Genomic DNA, 16922 nt, shown 5'->3' with positions numbered 1-16922 from the left:
AACGCGAGAGCGGGAAAGCAAGCAAGGTCCTGTGGAGCAGTTTGGAGTGCTCGCCACCCTGTCAAGGTGGAGGCCGCGGGTTCAAATCCCGTCAGGACCGCAGTAGAGTCGGAGCCCGTATCCCCCAGGGGTACGGGCTCCGTCGTTTGTACGGCCCGGGTCAAGTGCCCCGGGAGCCCAGCCGACTTGAAGGCCCGGATCCGGATCCCCGGATCCGGGCCTCGTGCTTTCGACCTTGACTGCGACACGTGCCAGGGGTACCCCAGTCAGTGGGAGGTGCCGCGCCCTATGACGACGACCGAGCGCAGCCGGCACGAGACCAGGGCGCTGCTGCGCGCCCATCTCTCCGCCGCGGCCGGCTATCGCCACCTGACGAGACACTGCCCGGTCTGCCACCGGCTCCTGCGGCTCGCCCAGGAGGCCGGGAGCGACCAGGAGGCGCCACGGGAGGAGAAACCCCTCCCCCGGTGACGTACGGCGGCTCCGGCGGCGGTGACGGGGGGTGGCACGGGCGCCGCCGGGCAGTGGCTCCGCAGAGTGACCGCGGGCGCAAGTCCTTTACCTCAGCGGCGCGATGGGGGACAAGCATGCCGCGATGTGACGGGAGTCACTGAAAGTATTTCCATCACAAGGGAACTCACCCCCTCCCCACACCGGGTCAATTTAATATGTGCAATTGCACCGACCTTCCGGTCTTCCGCCGGCGCGTCCGGTGCACCCGGGTACGGGCACTCCGGACGCGCCCGCGCGGGGATACCGGCGCATAAAAAGATCGCGCTGGACCCGGCGGAGTCCAGCGCGATCGACGGCTTGCCCAAGTCGGTGGGCCGGGCGCCTGTTGGGGCAGGCATCCGTTGTTTACCGTCTGTGGAGCTTCAGGTGGGCGAGAGCCGGGTTGGGGGCCCCGGAAATCGCCCGGTCATTCAGTTGTTCAGCTGTACAGGCCTCGCTTGTTCAGGCCTCGCTGCGCTGCTGCGGAATGCCCGCCAGCAGGGCGCGGACCTCCGCTTCGCGGTAACGGCGGTGTCCTCCGAGCGTGCGGATGGACGTGAGCTTGCCAGCCTTGGCCCAGCGGGTGACCGTCTTCGGGTCCACGCGGAACATCGTGGCAACCTCAGCCGGGGTCAGCAGCGGCTCGGCATCAGGGGTGCGAGCGGTCATGAGCGGCCTCCTCGGGAGAACCGAACCATCACGTCGGTTCTTTCCTCTAAATTCTGCACCTTGACCCGCGTTGCCCGAAATGGCGGACGCGGGCCGAGTCGGTTATAGGACGAACGGCTTGTCCTCGGCACTACAACTACACCATCTGTCCAGCCACGTCGGCCAAACCGATGGAATTGCCCTCTCAGGTGTTCAACCTCGACGGAACCCGATGGACCATGTCATAGCGGACAGTCACCCCGCCGTGACGATCAGTCACAGCGGGATCAAACAGATCAGGGGTCACCAGATCCGCCAAGGAGCGCAATACCGAACTATCCGCCCTTACTTGGGCGGAAGGAACCCTTCCCAGACTCCTTGTCCTATTTTGCCATGGGGATGGGCGATGGGCGCAAGACCTAACGTAAGTGCGTTAGGTCACGGTTGCCGCAATGGCCCGGATCGGGACCTAGGTCCTGATCACGGCACCGGCCGGCCGCCGGTGCCGGGCGGTCAGTTGGCGAACTGCCGGTCGCGGACCGCCCTCCAACGTTCCGTCAGCCGCTCGTACGCCGCACCGGCCCGCGCCCCGTCTCCCGCCCGCAGCGCCGCCAGCCCGTCCGCCGTGTCCGCGGCGGAGCGGTCCTCGGCCAGCCGTGCCTCGGGAACCATATGCACAAGTCCGCCGTAGTCCAGCTCCACCAGCGACCGCGGATGGAACTCTTCCAGCCACCGCCCGACCTCCACCAGCCCGTCGATCAGCGGCCCCTCCTCCATCGCGTCCCGGAGCGTACGCAATCCGCGGGCCACCCGCCGACGCGCCTGGACCATCGGCGTCCGGTAGCGCAGCAGCAGTCCCCCGCCGCCCCCACCGCTCTCCGGCACGGATTTGCCGTACTCGCGCTCGTCGTCCGAGAAGAGCACGAACCAGCGCAGCGGCACCTGCCACGTCGCCGTCCTGATCCACGGCCGGGCGTCCGGGTTACGGGCCGCCCAGCGCTCGTAGTCCGCGGCGGCCTGGCGCCGCACCACGGGCGGCAGCGCCGCGTCCAGCACGGGCGCGGGAAACCGCTCCGCCAGCTCCCGCAACGCCAGCCAGCCCCGCAGCCGGGTGCGCCAGGGGCAGACGCACACCACACCGTCCACGACCGCCACGAAGGCGTCGCCGCTCTCGTGCACCGGGACCGGGACGGGCGGGGTGGGCAGCAAATCCGCCAGCGAGCGGCGCAGTTCGTCCTGGGCCCCGGGGAGGCTCTCCCGGCGCGCGTACCGCAGCCAGTGGGACCGCTCCGGCTCCGGGAACGCGGCCAGCGGCTCGTAGACCCGCAGATAGGCCGCGTACGGCACGGTCACCGACGACGCCACGCCCACGCTCGCTCCCTCAAGCCGTAGGTCACCTCCGGGGAGTTGCGGGCGCCCCTCCCCATACCGTCCGAATCGTCCCATGGCGCCGGAGCCCGGGAGAGTGATCCTCGGCACGAGCCCGGCCGCCCGGGCCACGAGGCCCTACCCTCGTGCCAACCGGCCCTCGCCCACCCCTCGCGAGGGCGAACATCGCGGCATATGGGAGTCACCACCGTGACCGACGTACGTCCCACCAGCGGCGCCGACGACGGCGTACTGCGCACCCTCTTCCGTTCCGACCAGGGCGGCCACGAACAGGTCGTGCTCTGCCAGGACGCCGAGAGCGGCCTCAAGGCCGTGATCGCCCTCCATTCCACGGCCCTGGGCCCGGCCCTGGGCGGAACCCGATTCCACCCGTACGAGTCCGACGAGGACGCGGTACGGGACGCGCTGAACCTCTCGCGCGGCATGTCGTACAAGAACGCGTTGGCGGGGCTCGACCACGGCGGCGGAAAGGCTGTGATCATCGGCGATCCCGACCTGATCAAGTCCGAACAGCTGCTGCTTGCGTACGGACGCTTCGTGGCCTCGCTGGGCGGCCGCTATGTCACCGCCTGCGACGTCGGCACGTATGTACAGGACATGGACGTGGTCGCCCGGACGAACCGCTGGACCACGGGCCGCTCGCCCGAGCAGGGCGGCGCCGGCGACTCCTCCGTGCTCACCGCCTTCGGCGTCTTCCAGGGCATGCGGGCCGCCGCCAGGACGAAGTGGGGCCAGCCGACGCTGCGCGGGCGCCGGGTGGGCGTCGCCGGCGTCGGCAAGGTCGGCCACCACCTGGTGGAGCACCTGGTCCAGGACGGCGCGGAGGTCGTGATCACGGACGTCCGGGCGGCCGCGACCGAGCGGATCCTGGCCCGTCACCCCCGGATCACGGCCGTGGCCGACGCCGCCGCGCTGGTCCGCACGCCGCTCGACGTCTACGCCCCCTGCGCCCTCGGCGGCGCGCTGGACGACGAGACCGTGGCCGTCCTGACCGCCTCCGTGGTCTGCGGCGCGGCCAACAACCAGCTCGCCCACCCGGGGGTCGAGAAGGACCTCGCCGACCGGGACGTGCTCTACGCGCCGGACTACGTGGTGAACGCCGGTGGAGTGATCCAGGTCGCCGATGAACTCCTCGGCTTTGATTTCGACCGGGCAAAGGCCAAGGCGACCAAGATCTATGACACGACTTTGGCCATATTCGATCGAGCGAGAGCGGACGGCGTTCCGCCGGCCGTCGCGGCGGACCGGCTCGCCGAGCAGCGCATGGCCGAGGCCAGGGCCGCGGCGGCGCGGGAGGCGGTGAGCACGGTCCCGGCACCCGCCCGGTGACTCCCCGTGTCCTCGTTGACCCGCTCGGGTGATCTTCGCGCCCGGGCGGGCGACCGGCCACGGGCGGCGACCCCTGCGGTGATCCCCGCAGTGATCCCCACAGAAGAGTGACCGGAAGGCGGCGGAAGGAGAGATCTCTCACCACCCCTCGGCGGGTCGGCGCTCGGGACACGTTAAAATCAGGGCTGACCAGCGAGTACTGGACCCCCTTCGGGTCCGGCTCCGTGGCACGTCATGCGGGCGACGTACCGTATGACGACGGAAGCAGGTACCGTTGAAGCTCTACAGGCCGGACACCTTTCACAGGGGTCCGCTCTGACTCATGAACGTGAACGCGTGTCAAGACTCTGGGGCCGTCGAGCCCCGTCAATGAGGGGGTCGAGCCATGGGGCGCGGCCGGGCCAAGGCCAAGCAGACAAAGGTCGCCCGCCAGCTGAAGTACAACAGCGGCGGGACCGACCTCTCACGTCTGGCCAATGAGCTGGGCGCAACGCAACCGGCAGCGATCAAGCCGCCGCCGGAGAGCGAGCCGCTCGAGGACGAGCTGGAAGACGACCCGTACGCTCAGTACGCGGCGCGTTACAACGACGAGGTCGAGGACGAGGACGAGCAGCCGTCCGACCAGTCCGCGTACCGTCGTCGCGCTTGACGCGGCAGCCATAGCTTTTCCGACCCGGTCCGGGGCCTTTGGGCACCGGACCGGGTTCTGCGCTGTCCTGATGCCGTCGTACGGGTGCGGGCCGTGTGTGCCCACCCGTGCCTCCCCCAGCTACCGCTGGGAGGTGCCCCCAGGCGGCACGACTGCCCACACACGGCTCTGACGTCAGCTGTAGTCACCCTCAAGCGTGACGGCCTCCGCGTGGTCGCCACGGCCCTTGATCTCGCCTGCCACCCACGCGTCCACGTCGCGGTCCGCGAAGGTCGCCAGGGCCACGTCCACGGACTCCTGCGGGACGACCGCGATCATGCCGACGCCCATGTTGAGCGTCTTCTCCAGCTCGGGGCGCGCCACCCCGCCCAGCTCGCCCACCAGGCCGAAGACCGGGTCCGGGGTCCAGGTGGAGCGGTCGACGGACGCGTGGAGGTGGTCGGGGATCACCCGGGCGAGGTTGTTCGCGAGGCCGCCGCCGGTGATGTGCGAGAAGGCGTGGACTTCCGCCGTACGGGTGAGGGCGAGACAGTCCAGCGAGTAGATCTTCGTGGGCTCCAGGAGCTCCTCGCCGAGCGTCCGGCCGAACTCCGGCACCTCCCGGTCCAGCTTCCAGCCGGCCCGGTCGAAGAGCACATGGCGGACCAGTGAGTACCCGTTCGAGTGAAGTCCCGACGAGGCCATCGCGATGACGGCGTCACCCTCGCGGATGCGATCCGCGCCCAGCAGCCGGTCGGCCTCCACCACGCCCGTACCGGCGCCGGCCACGTCGAACTCGTCCGCGCCCAGCAGCCCGGGGTGCTCGGCGGTCTCGCCGCCGACCAGGGCGCAGCCGGCGAGGACACAGCCCTCGGCGATGCCCTTGACGATGGCGGCGACGCGCTCGGGGTGGACCTTGCCGACGCAGATGTAGTCGGTCATGAACAGCGGCTCGGCGCCGCAGACGACCAGGTCGTCCACGACCATGCCGACGAGGTCGTGGCCGATGGTGTCGTAGACGCCCATCCGGCGGGCGATGTCGACCTTGGTGCCGACGCCGTCGGTGGCCGAGGCGAGCAGCGGGCGCTCGTAGCGCTTGAGGGCGCTGGCGTCGAAGAGGCCGGCGAAGCCGCCGAGGCCGCCGACGACCTCGGGGCGGGTGGCCTTCCGCACCCATTCCTTCATGAGCTCGACGGCGAGGTCGCCGGCTTCGATGTCGACGCCCGCAGCGGCGTAGCTGGCACCGGTGGTCTGAGACATTGCTTCAGAACTTTCGTGTCGTTTTCGTACTACGGAGCGTTACGGGCGACGGAGCGCGTCGGCGGCGTCCGCGCCACCGGCCAGCTCGGTCTCCAGCAGCTGCTTGCCCAGCAGCTCGGGGTCGGGGAGCGCCATCGGGTACTCGCCGTCGAAGCAGGCCCGGCACAGATTGGGCTTGGCGATGGTGGTCGCCTCGACCATCGCGTCGAGGGAGATGTAGGCGAGGGAGTCCGCGCCCAGCGACTTGCCGATCTCCTCGACGGTCATCCCGTTGGCGATCAGCTCGGCGCGGGTGGCGAAGTCGATGCCGAAGAAGCAGGGCCACTTCACCGGCGGGGAGGAGATCCGTACGTGGACCTCGGCCGCGCCGGCCTCGCGGAGCATCCGCACCAGGGCCCGCTGGGTGTTGCCGCGGACGATCGAGTCGTCGACGACCACCAGGCGCTTGCCCTTGATGACTTCCTTGAGCGGATTGAGCTTGAGGCGGATGCCCAGCTGGCGGATGGTCTGGCTCGGCTGGATGAAGGTCCGGCCGACGTAGGCGTTCTTGACCAGGCCCGTGCCGTACGGGATGCCGCTGGCCTCGGCGTAGCCGACGGCGGCGGGGGTGCCGGACTCCGGGGTCGCTATCACCAGGTCGGCGTCGACGGGGGCCTCGGCGGCGAGGCGGCGGCCCATCTCCACCCGGGAGAGGTAGACGTTGCGGCCGGCGATCTCGGTGTCCGGGCGGGCCAGGTACACGTACTCGAAGATGCAGCCGCGCGGCTTGGCCTCGGCGAAGCGGGAGGTCCGCACGCCGTTCTCGTCGATGGCGATCATCTCGCCGGGCTCGACCTCGCGGATGAAGGTGGCGCCGCAGATGTCCAGGGCGGCGGTCTCCGAGGCGACCACCCAACCGCGCTCCAGCCGGCCGAGGACCAGCGGGCGGATGCCCTGGGGGTCACGGGCGGCGTAGAGCGTGTGCTCGTCCATGAAGACGAGGCAGAAGGCGCCCTTGACGTCGGGGAGGACCTTGGCGGCCGCTTCCTCGACGGTCAGCGGCTTGCCGTCGTCGTCGGTCTGCCCGGCGAGCAGGGCCGTGACCAGGTCGGTGTCATTGGTCGCCGCCACCTGGGTGGCCCGGCCGTTGTCGCGCGGGAGCGCGGCGACCATCTCGGCCAGCTCGGCGGTGTTGACCAGGTTCCCGTTGTGGCCCAGGGCGATGGAGCCGTTGGCCGTCGCCCGGAAGGTCGGCTGCGCGTTCTCCCACACCGAGGCTCCGGTGGTGGAGTAGCGGGCGTGACCGACCGCGATATGGCCCTGGAGGGAGCCGAGGGAGGTTTCGTCGAAGACTTGGGAGACCAGTCCCATGTCCTTGAAAACGAGGATCTGGGAGCCGTTGCTCACAGCGATTCCCGCGGACTCCTGTCCACGGTGCTGTAGCGCATACAGCCCGAAATAGGTGAGTTTTGCGACCTCTTCCCCCGGAGCCCAGACACCGAAGACGCCGCAAGCGTCCTGGGGGCCCTTTTCGCCGGGGAGCAGGTCGTGGTTGAGTCGTCCGTCACCACGAGGCACACCTTGAGTCTATGGCAGGGGCGAGGTTCATCCGAACCGGGGAAGGCCGGGAAATCTCACACCACGCAAAGCCACTCGGCGGGCACGGTGAATCACCTGTTCGTGGCCGGATCTCTACGGTCGCCGAACGCGCACGGATGAGCTCCGCTCAGGTGAGCAAAGGAAGTTGTGCGGAGAGGTCCGCGCGCTCCCCGCTGGCCGTCACAGCGGTGGAGTCGAGTGCTTCGCCCCAGGTCAGACGGCCTGTGGCCAGCCGGATCCAGGTGATCGGATCGGTCTCCACGACGTTCGGCGGTGTCCCGCGCGTGTGTTGGGGGCCCTCGACGCACTGGATGACGGCGAATGGCGGGATCCGGACCTCCACGGAGCCGCCGGGGGCCTTGGCCGCCAACACGTCGGCGAGCAACCGGGTGACGGTCGCGAGGGCCTGCCGGTCATGGCGTACGACGGTGCCCGTGGCGGTCGCGAGATCGTCGCCGTGGACCACGGCCTCCAGCAGTCGGGTCACCACATAGTCGGACAGCGACATGGCGCCGAGCCCCGTGGGGACGGCCTTGACGGAGCCCGTGTCGCCGAGCGCGGCGGACAGCCGCTCGGCGACCCGATCCAGCGCGTCCACCAGGGAGTTGGGCTCCCGGCCGGCGAGCCCCTCGGCGGCGGCGACGGCCCTCTCCGCCACTTCCGCGGCCCGCGCGCCGCTGCCCGCCGCGTACTCCGGCAGGGTGATATCGGCCCGTACGGACGGGGATTCACCGGAGCGCTGCGCCTCGATGTGCCGCGGCAACAGCTCCAACGCGCCGGTGAGATGCGTGATCAGCTCTCCCGCCGTCCACTTGCCCACCCCGGAGGGTGCGGCGAGCAGCGCCGCGGCGTCCGGTTCGGCGCACACCACGGCCACCACGTCACGCACGGCACGGACCTGCCCCTCCAGGGCGGCCCGCACCTTGGCGGGATCGAAGCTGCGGACACGGGGCTTGCGCGGTGCGGAAGGCATGGCGCGAGCCTAATCCTTGGCCAGGCTTCGGGTGGGCCCAACCGGCACAACCGGCCGGGCCCGTCCCGTACTGGTGAAGAGAGTTGAGCGGGCGTTACGAACGAGCGTTACACGAGCAACGAGGGAATCGTGGCCTCGTGGGCGGCGCGCAGCTCCGCCAGCGGGATCACGAACTCGCCCTGGATGTCCAGCTCTTCGCCGTCGACAACGCCGATCCGCGTCGCCGGCAGCCCCCGCGCCCCGCACATGTCGGTGAAACGCAGCTCCTCGCTGCGCGGCACGGCGACGACCGCGCGGCCGGCGGACTCGGAGAAGAGGAACACGAACGGGTCCAGTGCGTCCGGAACGACGATCCGGGCGCCCTTGCCGCCGCGCAGGCACGACTCCACCAGGGCCTGGACCAGGCCGCCGTCGGAGAGGTCGTGCGCCGCGTCGATCATGCCGTCGCGGGAGGCGGCGATCAGGATCTCGGCGAGCAGCCTCTCGCGGCCCAGGTCCACGGCCGGCGGCAGTCCGCCGAGGTGGTCGTGGATCACCTGGGACCAGGCCGAGCCGCCCAGCTCCTCCTTGGTGTCACCGAGGAGGTAGAGCAGGTGGCCCTCGTCGGCGAAGGCCATCGGCGTACGGCGGTCGACGTCGTCGATGACGCCCAGGACCGCGACCACGGGGGTCGGGTGGATGGCGGTCTCGCCCGTCTGGTTGTAGAGCGAGACGTTGCCGCCGGTCACCGGGGTGCCCAGGGCCAGGCAGCCGTCGGCCAGGCCACGGGTGGCCTCGGCGAACTGCCACATGACCGCCGGGTCCTCCGGCGAGCCGAAGTTCAGGCAGTTGGAGATCGCCAGCGGGCGGGCGCCGGTGGCGGCCACGTTGCGGTACGACTCGGCGAGCGCGAGCTGGGCGCCCGTGTACGGGTCGAGCTTGGCGTAGCGGCCGTTGCCGTCCGTGGCGACGGCGACACCGAGGTTGGTGTCCTCGTCGATGCGGACCATGCCGGAGTCCTCGGGCTGGGAGAGGACCGTGTTGCCCTGGACGAAGCGGTCGTACTGGTCCGTGATCCAGGACTTGGAGGCCTGGTTCGGGGAGGAGATCACCTTGAGGACCTGCGCGCGCAGTTCCTCGGCGGTCCCGGGGCGGGCCAGCTTGTTCGCGTCGTCGGCCTGGAGGGCGTCCTGCCACTCCGGGCGGGCGTACGGGCGCTCGTAGACCGGGCCCTCGTGGGCGACGGTGCGCGGCGGGACGTCCACGATCTGCTCGCCGTGCCAGAAGATCTCCAGCCGCTCGCCGTCGGTGACCTCACCGATGACGGTGGCGATGACGTCCCACTTCTCGCAGATCTCCAGGAAGCGGTCGACCTTGCCGGGCTCGACGATCGCGCACATGCGCTCCTGCGACTCGCTCATGAGGATCTCCTCGGGCGAGAGCGTCGCGTCGCGCAGCGGTACGTGGTCCAGCTCGACGCGCATGCCGCCGGAGCCGGCGCTGGCCAGCTCGCTGGTGGCGCAGGACAGGCCGGCGCCGCCGAGGTCCTGGATGCCGTCGACCAGGTCCTCGCGGAAGATCTCCAGGGTGCACTCGATGAGGAGCTTCTCCTGGAAGGGGTCGCCGACCTGGACGGCGGGGCGCTTGGTGGGCTTCCCCGTGCCGGAGGCACTATCGCCTGCAGCATCGAACGTCTCGGACGCGAGGACCGAGACGCCGCCGATGCCGTCGCCGCCCGTGCGGGCGCCGTAAAGGATGACCTTGTTGCCGGCCCCGGAGGCCTTGGCGAGGTGGATGTCCTCGTGCTTCATCACACCGACGCACAGGGCGTTGACCAGCGGGTTGCCCTGGTAGCAGGAGTCGAAGACGACCTCGCCGCCGATGTTGGGCAGGCCCAGGCAGTTGCCGTAGCCGCCGATGCCCGCGACGACGCCCGGCAGGACGCGCTTGGTGTCGGGGTGGTCGGCGGCGCCGAAGCGCAGCGGGTCCATGACGGCGACCGGGCGGGCGCCCATCGCGAGGATGTCGCGGACGATGCCGCCGACGCCGGTGGCCGCGCCCTGGTAGGGCTCGATGTAGCTGGGGTGGTTGTGCGACTCGACCTTGAAGGTGACCGCGTAGCCCTGGCCGACGTCGACGACGCCGGCGTTCTCGCCGATGCCGACGAGGAGGGCATCGTTCTTGGGGGCCTTGTCGCCGAACTGGCGGAGGTGGACCTTGCTCGACTTGTACGAGCAGTGCTCGGACCACATCACCGAGTACATCGCGAGCTCGGCGCCGGTGGGGCGACGGCCCAGGATGGTGCGGATGCGCTCGTATTCGTCCTGCTTGAGGCCGAGTTCGGCCCAGGGCTGGTCGACGTCGGGGGTCTCGTTGGCGTGCTTGACGGTGTCGAGAGTCATGCGCTGACCAGCTTCTTCAGGATCGAGGTGAAGAATCCGAGCCCGTCCGTGCGGCCGGTGCCGATGCCCGGCTCGACGGCGTGCTCGGGGTGGGGCATCAGGCCGACGACGTTTCCGGCGGCGTTGGTGATGCCCGCGATGTCGCGGAGCGAGCCGTTGGGGTTGCCGTCCAGGTAGCGGAAGGCGACACGGCCCTCGGCCTCGAGCTCGTCGAGGGTGTGCTCGTCGGCCACGTAGCGGCCGTCGATGTTCTTCAGCGGGACGGAGATCTCCTGGCCCGCCTCGTAGTCGGCCGTCCAGGCGGTGTCCGCGTTCTCCACGCGGAGCTTCTGGTCGCGGCAGATGAAGTGGAGGTGGTTGTTGCGCAGCATCGCGCCGGGCAGCAGGTGGGTCTCGGTGAGCACCTGGAAGCCGTTGCAGATGCCGAGGACCGGCATTCCGGCCTTCGCCTGGTCGATGACGCTCTCCATGACCGGCGAGAAGCGGGAGATGGCGCCCGCCCGCAGATAGTCGCCGTAGGAGAAGCCGCCGGGCAGGACCACGGCGTCGACCTGCTTGAGGTCCTTGTCGCGGTGCCAGAGGGGCACGGCTTCGAGGCCGGCGATCCGGACGGCGCGCTGGGTGTCGCGGTCGTCGAGGGTGCCGGGGAAGGTGATGACCCCCACGCGTGCGGTCACGAGTCGACCCGCACGGTGAAGTCCTCGATCACGGTGTTGGCGAGAAACGTTTCCGCCATCTCGTGGATTCGGGCGAGGGCGGCCTCGTCGACCGGGCCCTCCACCTCGAGTTCAAAGCGCTTGCCCTGACGGACGTCGGCGATCCCCTCGAAACCCAGGCGTGGCAGCGCGCGCTGCACCGCCTGGCCCTGCGGGTCGAGGATCTCCGGCTTGAGCATGACGTCGACTACGACGCGTGCCACTGGCACTCCCGGTGTGTGGTGCGTGAGCTGAAGCGGTACCGCCAGCGTACAGTCCCGGAAAATCTACGCGCATAGATATGCTCGGCTTATCCTTCGCATTTTGCTCGGCCGCGACGGCGCCCACTCGGGAAAATTCCGGGAAAAATCCCGGGGGATCACCCGATGTCGATTGCGGTGGGGTGGCGCGACGGAATTAACTGGGCCGCGTCATGCATTGCCCTTTGTCGCACACATGAATAAGTATGGTCTGAGAACAACCGGAACCGACACGTCACCGCAGGTCAGAGCGGTGATACTGGCCGAAAGGACCGATTTCCGTGGCGCAGCGTGTAGTGGTCACACTCTCCGATGACATCGATGGCGGGGTTGCCGCGGAGACCGTCATCTTCGGACTCGACGGCAAGTCGTACGAGATCGATCTGAACTCTGCCAATGCGAAGAAACTGCGGGGCATCTTCGAGCCTTACATGGACGCCGGACGCAAGCAGTCCCGGTCGGGCCGCGTCTACCGCCGTACGTCCGTCGCACCCGATCCGGCGGCGGTCCGCGCCTGGGCGCGCTCGCACGGCATGGAGGTGCCCCCGCGCGGCCGCATCCCCAAGAAGGTCTACGAGGCGTTCAACGCGGGGGCCTGAGCCGGCCGCCCCGGGGCCCGCACGGGCCGCGCCCGCACCGGTGCGCGGCCCGTCGATCATCGGATTTGCCAACCGCCCCCGGTGATCAGCTAGAGTCTGGATCAACGCCGAGGGGCAACGCCGGGAAACCGGCCGGAACTTCGGGGTGTGTCTTGCGGGTGTAGCTCAGTAGTAGAGCGCCCCCTTTCCAAGGGGGAGGCGCAGTGTGCGATTCCTGTCACCCGCTCTGACCGTCCAGTGGTCCACATCCGTGGATCGTCTGGGTGGACGCGCGGGTGTAGCTCAGTAGTAGAGCGCCCTCTTTCCAAGAGGGAGGCGCAGTGTGCGATTCCTGTCACCCGCTCTGACCGTTCAACGGTCCACGTCAGTACCAGTGGACCGGCTGGATGGGCGCGCGGGTGTAGCTCAGTAGTAGAGCGCCCCCTTTCCAAGGGGGAGGCGCAGTGTGCGATTCCTGTCACCCGCTCTCATCGCTTTACCGACCACCGCTGTGGATCAGGTAGAGTGGTGCACGCGCCGCCCGGTGAAAGCCGGTCGGAGGCATGCGGACGTAGCTCAGTTGGTAGAGCACCACCTTGCCAAGGTGGATGTCGCGAGTTCGAGTCTCGTCGTCCGCTCAGAGAACGAAGGCCCCAGTCATCGCGACTGGGGCCTTCGGCGTTTTCCGGGATGTCCTTCCGGAGCGTCCTCATGACATCCGTCATCCGAAGTCATGACAGCCCGCACTGAGCCCCGGCGGAATTCGCCGGGAGCCTGGAGGCATGGATGTCGGGGACGGTGTGATCGAGGTCTCGGAGCTGCGCCGCAGATACGGCGAGCAGGGGGACAAGGGGTTCGAGGCGGTGCGGGACGTGTCCTTCACCGTGCGGCGCGGGGAGTTGTTCGCGCTGCTGGGGACGAACGGCGCGGGCAAGACCTCCACGGTCGAACTGCTGGAGGGCCTGGCCCGGCCGACCGGGGGCACGGTGCGGGTGCTGGGCCACGACCCGTACGCGGAACGCCGCCTGGTGCGGCCCCGGATCGGGGTGATGCTCCAGGAAGGCGGCTTCCCCTCCGATCTGAGCGCCGCCGAGACGGTACGGATGTGGGCGGGCTGTACGACCGGGGCGCGGCCCGCCGGGGAGGCCCTGGATCTCGTGGGGCTCGGCCCGCGCCGGGACGTACGGGTCAAACAGCTCTCCGGCGGCGAACGCCGGCGGCTCGATCTGGCGCTGGCCCTGCTGGGACGGCCCGAGGTGCTCTTCCTCGACGAGCCGACGACCGGACTGGACCCCGAGGCGCGGCACACCACCTGGGAGTTGGTGCGGCGGCTGCGCGAGGAGGGCACGACGGTGCTGCTCACCACCCACTACCTGGAGGAGGCGGAGTCGCTGGCCGACCGGCTGGCGATCATGCGGGACGGGCGGATCGTGACCACCGGCACACCGGGCCAGGTGATCGGCGCCCATCCGGCGCGCATCCGCTTCGCGATGCCGACGGGCTGGTTCGTGGGCGATCTGCCGCCGCTGGCCGCGCTGGGGGTGCTGCGGCACGAGGAGACCGGCGGCCGGGTGGAGCTCCAGACGGCCGAGCTGCAGCGGACGCTGACCGGGCTGCTGCTGTGGGCCCGGGAGAAGGACGTCGAGCTGGAGGGGCTGGACGCGCGGACCGCCTCGCTGGAGGAGGCGTTCCTGGCGATCGCCGGGGCCGCGACGTCGGAGAGGGGCGAGTGATGACGACGGACACGACGGGGGACGCGCGGGCGAAGGCCGAGCAGATGAAGGACGCGCGGATGAAGGACGCACGGACGGCGGGTGCGCGGGGTACGGGGGTCCCGGCGGGCGCGACGACCGTGACGGGACGGGCCCTGGCCCTGGGCCGCGCGGAGCTCACGCTCCTGGGCCGCAACAGGATGGCGCTCTACACCGTCCTGCTGATGCCCGTGCTCATGGTCTACGCGATGAGCACGGCGACCAAGGGCCTCGACCTGAGCGGCACCGGGATGTCCCTGAAGGAGGCGACGATGACGGGCGCCTTCGGGTACGTCCTGCTCTTCGTCGTCTACTACAACCTCATGAGCGTCTTCACCGCCCGGCGCGAGGAACTGGTCCTCAAGCGGCTGCGGACGGGCGAGGCCGGCGACGCGGAGATCCTCGCGGGCACGGCGCTGCCCTCGCTGGCCATCGCCGTCGCCCAGTGCGTCCTGCTGGTGGCGGCGGGCGCGGCATGGCTGCACATGCGGCTGCCGGCGCGCCCGGAACTGCTGGTGGCGGGTGTGCTGCTGGGCCTGGCCGTGCTGACGCCACTGGCCGCCGCGTCCACGGCCTTCGCCAAGACGCCGGAGAGCGCCCAGCTCGCGGCGATGCCGATGACGATGGTCTCGATGCTCGGCTCGGGGATGTTCTTTCCGCTGGAGGGGCTGCCGGACGGGCTCGCGCGGCTCTGCGAGCTGCTGCCCCTGACCCCGGTCGTCCAGCTGATGCGCGACGGCTGGCTCGGCGGCGCGGACCTGGCCGGGACCCTCGGTCATCTGGGGGCCGCTCTCGTCTGGACGGCGCTCGCGGTGTTTGCTGTACGACGGTGGTTCCGCTGGGAACCCCGGCGCTGAACTGCGAGAACGACCAGGAACGACCAGGGGGGTGGGGCGCGTGATCAGCCGGGTGCGGAAGTTCCGCGACCACAGCAAGATCCAGCAGATCGACATGTACATGCGCGGCGCGCTGTACGCGTGCCCCTGGTTGTTCATCGTGATCGACGGCCTGGCGATGCTGGGCCTGGCCGCCGGACCGGACCGGCGGGGGCTGGGCCTGGGAGCGGCCCTGCTCGTGGTGGCGATCGTGCAGGCCACGGCCGGAGTGGGTCTGCTGCGCCGCGCCCTCGACCGCTATCTCGGCCGGGAGACCGTCCTGCGGGCGCGGCTGGTGGTCTCCTTCGTCCTGCTGGCGGTGGCGCTCTGTCTGCTGGCGCTGATCGCGACGCACGGCAGCAAGGAGCTCGCGCGGAACGTGTCCACCATGCTCATGGGGCTGGCGATAGCGCCGCTCGGCGCCCTCTGCCTGATCGTGCGCAAGCGCGTCTACTGGGCGCTGTGCGCGGCGGGCTCGCTCGTCGCGCTGGTGCCGTTCGCCGTGGTGGGCCTCCCGTTCCCGGCGCTGGTCGGCATGGTCTTCGGGGGGCTGTTCCTCACCGGGTGGGTCATGCTGATCGCGCGCGTCTCGGGGTGGATGCTCTCCATCATGTGGGAGGTCGACTCGGCCCGTGAGGTGCAGGCGCGGCTCGCGGTCGTCGAGGAGCGGCTGCGCTTCTCGCGCGACATGCACGACGTGCTCGGCCGGAACCTCGCGGCGGTCGCGCTCAAGAGCGAGCTCGCCGTGCAGCTGGCGCGGCGCGGCTCGGACGCGGCCGTGGACCAGATGGCCGAGGTGCAGCGCATCGCGCAGGAGTCGCAGCGCGAGCTGCGCGAGGTCGTCCGTGGCTACCGCGAGGCCGATCTCCACACCGAACTGGCGGGTGCGCGGGGGATCCTGACCGCCGCCGGCATCGAGTGCCGCATCGACGCCAGGGCCGCCGACGATCTGTCGCCGGCGGTCCAGTCGACGCTCGCCTGGGTCGTCCGCGAGGCCACGACGAACGTGCTCCGGCACTCGGACGCGGGGCGCTGTGCGCTGCGGCTGCGGTGGGTCGAGGGGGCCGAGGGGCGGGCGGTGCTGACGGTGGAGAACGACGGGGTGCGGACGGGCTCCGGCAGCGGCAGCGGTAGCGGTAGCGGTTCGGGGCTGGCTGGGCTGCGGGAGCGGCTGGCGGTGCTCGGGGGCACGCTGACGTACGAGCACGGGGGGAACGGGACGTTTCTGCTGACGGCGCGGGTACCGCTGCGCCCGGCGCCGCCGGACCACGACGTCGTGGTCCTCGTTCCCGAAGTTCCCGAAGTTCCCGAAGTTCCCGAAGGGACGGACGCATGACCGGGCCGATCCGCGTGATGCTCGCCGACGACGAGCACCTGATCCGTGGCGCGCTGGCCGCGCTGCTCGGGCTGGAGGACGATCTCCAGGTCGTGGCCGAGGCCGCGTCCGGGACCGAGGCCCTGGCGATGGCCCGCGCCCACCGGCCCGACGTCGCGGTACTGGATCTCCAGATGCCGGGACCTGACGGTGTGATGGTCGCCACATCCCTGCGGACCGAACTGCCCGGCTGCCGCACCATGATCGTCACCGGTCACGGCCGTCCCGGGCACCTGAAGCGGGCCCTGGAGGCGGGGGTGCGCGGGTTCGTGCCGAAGACGGTATCGGCCCGGCGGCTCGCCGAGATCATCCGGACCGTGCACGGCGGAAGCCGTTATGTGGACCCGGAATTGGCGGCCGACGCGATCAGCGCGGGCGACTCCCCGCTCACCGCCCGCGAGGCGGAACTGCTGGAACTGGCCGAGGAGGGCGCCCCCATAGCGGAGATCGCCGAGCGGGCCTCGCTGACCCAGGGAACGGTCCGGAACTACCTCTCCTCGGCCACCGCGAAGCTGGGTGCGGAGAACCGTCACGCGGCGGCGCGCATCGCACGCGCTCAAGGTTGGCTATAGTGGTGTCCGCACCGCACGAGAGCGCGGGGCGAATGCGGACGTAGCTCAGTTGGTAGAGCACCACCTTGCCAAGGTGGATGTCGCGAGTTCGAGTCTCGTCGTCCGCTCAGAGAACGAAGGCCCGGTCGGAATCCGACC

16 protein-coding genes and 6 tRNA genes are annotated in these 16922 nt (G+C 70.1%); 14 read left to right on the top strand and 8 right to left on the bottom strand.

Translation table 11 applies throughout. The features are described from left to right. The first annotated feature begins 25 nt into the window (after positions 1 to 25). Positions 26 to 100, top strand: a tRNA-Asp gene (locus ACFYZR_RS09145). 188 nt (positions 101 to 288) lie between these two features. Beyond that, positions 289 to 471, top strand: coding sequence for a DUF6274 family protein (locus ACFYZR_RS09140; protein WP_391907178.1), 183 nt, complete (start codon positions 289 to 291; stop codon positions 469 to 471). 483 nt (positions 472 to 954) lie between these two features. On the opposite strand, the gene bldC is transcribed toward ACFYZR_RS09140, so the two are convergent. Next, positions 955 to 1161 (bottom strand): developmental transcriptional regulator BldC, encoded by a 207-nt coding sequence (gene bldC, locus ACFYZR_RS09135; protein ID WP_003949541.1) that lies wholly within the window; start codon positions 1159 to 1161, stop codon positions 955 to 957. Between the two features lie 492 nt (positions 1162 to 1653). After that, positions 1654 to 2511 (bottom strand): hypothetical protein, encoded by an 858-nt coding sequence (locus ACFYZR_RS09130; protein ID WP_391907175.1) that lies wholly within the window; start codon positions 2509 to 2511, stop codon positions 1654 to 1656. Positions 2512 to 2703: 192 nt separating this feature from the next. On the opposite strand from ACFYZR_RS09130, the gene ACFYZR_RS09125 reads away from it, so the two are divergent. Together ACFYZR_RS09125 and ACFYZR_RS09120 are read left to right on the top strand one after the other, a co-directional pair. Continuing rightward, positions 2704 to 3858 (top strand): Leu/Phe/Val dehydrogenase, encoded by a 1155-nt coding sequence (locus ACFYZR_RS09125; protein WP_391907173.1) that lies wholly within the window; start codon positions 2704 to 2706, stop codon positions 3856 to 3858. A gap of 385 nt (positions 3859 to 4243) precedes the next feature. Beyond that, positions 4244 to 4507: a DUF3073 domain-containing protein gene (locus ACFYZR_RS09120; protein ID WP_229350151.1), complete on the top strand. Its 264-nt coding sequence runs from the start codon at positions 4244 to 4246 to the stop codon at positions 4505 to 4507. 174 nt (positions 4508 to 4681) lie between these two features. On the opposite strand, the gene purM is transcribed toward ACFYZR_RS09120, so the two are convergent. The 6 genes from purM to purS all read right to left on the bottom strand — a co-directional run bounded on the left by purM (position 4682) and on the right by purS (position 11597). Further along, positions 4682 to 5746 carry a phosphoribosylformylglycinamidine cyclo-ligase gene (gene purM / locus ACFYZR_RS09115; protein WP_391907170.1) on the bottom strand — a complete coding sequence of 355 codons (1065 nt, stop codon included), beginning with the start codon at positions 5744 to 5746 and terminating at the stop codon, positions 4682 to 4684. 39 nt (positions 5747 to 5785) lie between these two features. After that, on the bottom strand, positions 5786 to 7303 hold the full coding sequence (purF, locus tag ACFYZR_RS09110; RefSeq protein ID WP_391907168.1) for an amidophosphoribosyltransferase: 1518 nt from the start codon (positions 7301 to 7303) through the stop codon (positions 5786 to 5788). 148 nt (positions 7304 to 7451) lie between these two features. Further along, on the bottom strand, positions 7452 to 8297 hold the full coding sequence (locus tag ACFYZR_RS09105) for a sterol carrier family protein (RefSeq protein WP_391907166.1): 846 nt from the start codon (positions 8295 to 8297) through the stop codon (positions 7452 to 7454). A 107-nt stretch (positions 8298 to 8404) separates the two neighbouring features. Continuing rightward, the gene (gene purL / locus ACFYZR_RS09100; RefSeq protein WP_391907163.1) at positions 8405 to 10678 is read right to left on the bottom strand and encodes a phosphoribosylformylglycinamidine synthase subunit PurL; all 2274 of its coding nucleotides are present in this window, start codon (positions 10676 to 10678) and stop codon (positions 8405 to 8407) included. After that, on the bottom strand, positions 10675 to 11355 hold the full coding sequence (purQ, locus tag ACFYZR_RS09095; RefSeq protein WP_391907160.1) for a phosphoribosylformylglycinamidine synthase subunit PurQ: 681 nt from the start codon (positions 11353 to 11355) through the stop codon (positions 10675 to 10677). Before purQ ends, purL begins: the two co-directional genes overlap by 4 nt. Further along, positions 11352 to 11597: a phosphoribosylformylglycinamidine synthase subunit PurS gene (gene purS / locus ACFYZR_RS09090; protein WP_042151546.1), complete on the bottom strand. Its 246-nt coding sequence runs from the start codon at positions 11595 to 11597 to the stop codon at positions 11352 to 11354. Before purS ends, purQ begins: the two co-directional genes overlap by 4 nt. Before the next feature lie 317 nt (positions 11598 to 11914). Between purS and ACFYZR_RS09085 the strand changes: the two genes are divergently transcribed. The 10 genes from ACFYZR_RS09085 (at position 11915) to ACFYZR_RS09040 (ending at position 16891) form a co-directional block, all read left to right on the top strand. After that, positions 11915 to 12232, top strand: coding sequence for an Lsr2 family protein (locus tag ACFYZR_RS09085; RefSeq protein ID WP_391907157.1), 318 nt, complete (start codon positions 11915 to 11917; stop codon positions 12230 to 12232). A 154-nt stretch (positions 12233 to 12386) separates the two neighbouring features. Further along, positions 12387 to 12458: transfer RNA gene (locus ACFYZR_RS09080), tRNA-Gly, on the top strand. Between the two features lie 45 nt (positions 12459 to 12503). After that, positions 12504 to 12575, top strand: a tRNA-Gly gene (locus ACFYZR_RS09075). A gap of 51 nt (positions 12576 to 12626) precedes the next feature. Next, a tRNA-Gly gene (locus ACFYZR_RS09070) sits at positions 12627 to 12698 on the top strand. Positions 12699 to 12776: 78 nt separating this feature from the next. Next, a tRNA-Gly gene (locus ACFYZR_RS09065) sits at positions 12777 to 12849 on the top strand. Between the two features lie 144 nt (positions 12850 to 12993). Continuing rightward, positions 12994 to 13944, top strand: a complete 951-nt coding sequence (locus tag ACFYZR_RS09060; protein WP_391907155.1) for an ABC transporter ATP-binding protein — start codon at positions 12994 to 12996, stop codon at positions 13942 to 13944. Positions 13945 to 14003: 59 nt separating this feature from the next. Continuing rightward, positions 14004 to 14819, top strand: coding sequence for an ABC transporter permease (locus ACFYZR_RS09055; protein ID WP_391907342.1), 816 nt, complete (start codon positions 14004 to 14006; stop codon positions 14817 to 14819). Positions 14820 to 14859: 40 nt separating this feature from the next. Beyond that, positions 14860 to 16173 carry a sensor histidine kinase gene (locus ACFYZR_RS09050; RefSeq protein ID WP_391907152.1) on the top strand — a complete coding sequence of 438 codons (1314 nt, stop codon included), beginning with the start codon at positions 14860 to 14862 and terminating at the stop codon, positions 16171 to 16173. Beyond that, positions 16170 to 16784: a response regulator gene (locus ACFYZR_RS09045; RefSeq protein ID WP_391907150.1), complete on the top strand. Its 615-nt coding sequence runs from the start codon at positions 16170 to 16172 to the stop codon at positions 16782 to 16784. The genes ACFYZR_RS09050 and ACFYZR_RS09045 overlap by 4 nt, the downstream gene beginning before the upstream one ends. Before the next feature lie 34 nt (positions 16785 to 16818). After that, positions 16819 to 16891: transfer RNA gene (locus ACFYZR_RS09040), tRNA-Gly, on the top strand. The last annotated feature ends 31 nt before the right edge of the window (positions 16892 to 16922 follow it).

The organism is Streptomyces sp. NPDC001678 (assembly GCF_042892945.1).
Classification (GTDB): Bacteria; Actinomycetota; Actinomycetes; order Streptomycetales; family Streptomycetaceae; genus Streptomyces.
Note: the sequence above shows the minus strand (reverse complement) of the source record. Positions and strands in the feature narration are given on the sequence as shown.

Bases quoted from the DNA above. Each gene is read 5' to 3' on its own strand.
- ACFYZR_RS09140 (WP_391907178.1), top strand. From the start codon at position 289: ATGACGACGACCGAGCGCAGCCGGCACGAGACCAGGGCGCTGCTGCGC.
- bldC (WP_003949541.1), bottom strand. From the start codon at position 1,161: ATGACCGCTCGCACCCCTGATGCCGAGCCGCTGCTGACCCCGGCTGAG.
- ACFYZR_RS09125 (WP_391907173.1), top strand. From the start codon at position 2,704: ATGGGAGTCACCACCGTGACCGACGTACGTCCCACCAGCGGCGCCGAC.
- ACFYZR_RS09120 (WP_229350151.1), top strand. From the start codon at position 4,244: ATGGGGCGCGGCCGGGCCAAGGCCAAGCAGACAAAGGTCGCCCGCCAG.
- purM (WP_391907170.1), bottom strand. From the start codon at position 5,746: ATGTCTCAGACCACCGGTGCCAGCTACGCCGCTGCGGGCGTCGACATC.
- ACFYZR_RS09105 (WP_391907166.1), bottom strand. From the start codon at position 8,297: ATGCCTTCCGCACCGCGCAAGCCCCGTGTCCGCAGCTTCGATCCCGCC.
- purL (WP_391907163.1), bottom strand. From the start codon at position 10,678: ATGACTCTCGACACCGTCAAGCACGCCAACGAGACCCCCGACGTCGAC.
- ACFYZR_RS09060 (WP_391907155.1), top strand. From the start codon at position 12,994: ATGGATGTCGGGGACGGTGTGATCGAGGTCTCGGAGCTGCGCCGCAGA.
- ACFYZR_RS09055 (WP_391907342.1), top strand. From the start codon at position 14,004: ATGAAGGACGCACGGACGGCGGGTGCGCGGGGTACGGGGGTCCCGGCG.
- ACFYZR_RS09045 (WP_391907150.1), top strand. From the start codon at position 16,170: ATGACCGGGCCGATCCGCGTGATGCTCGCCGACGACGAGCACCTGATC.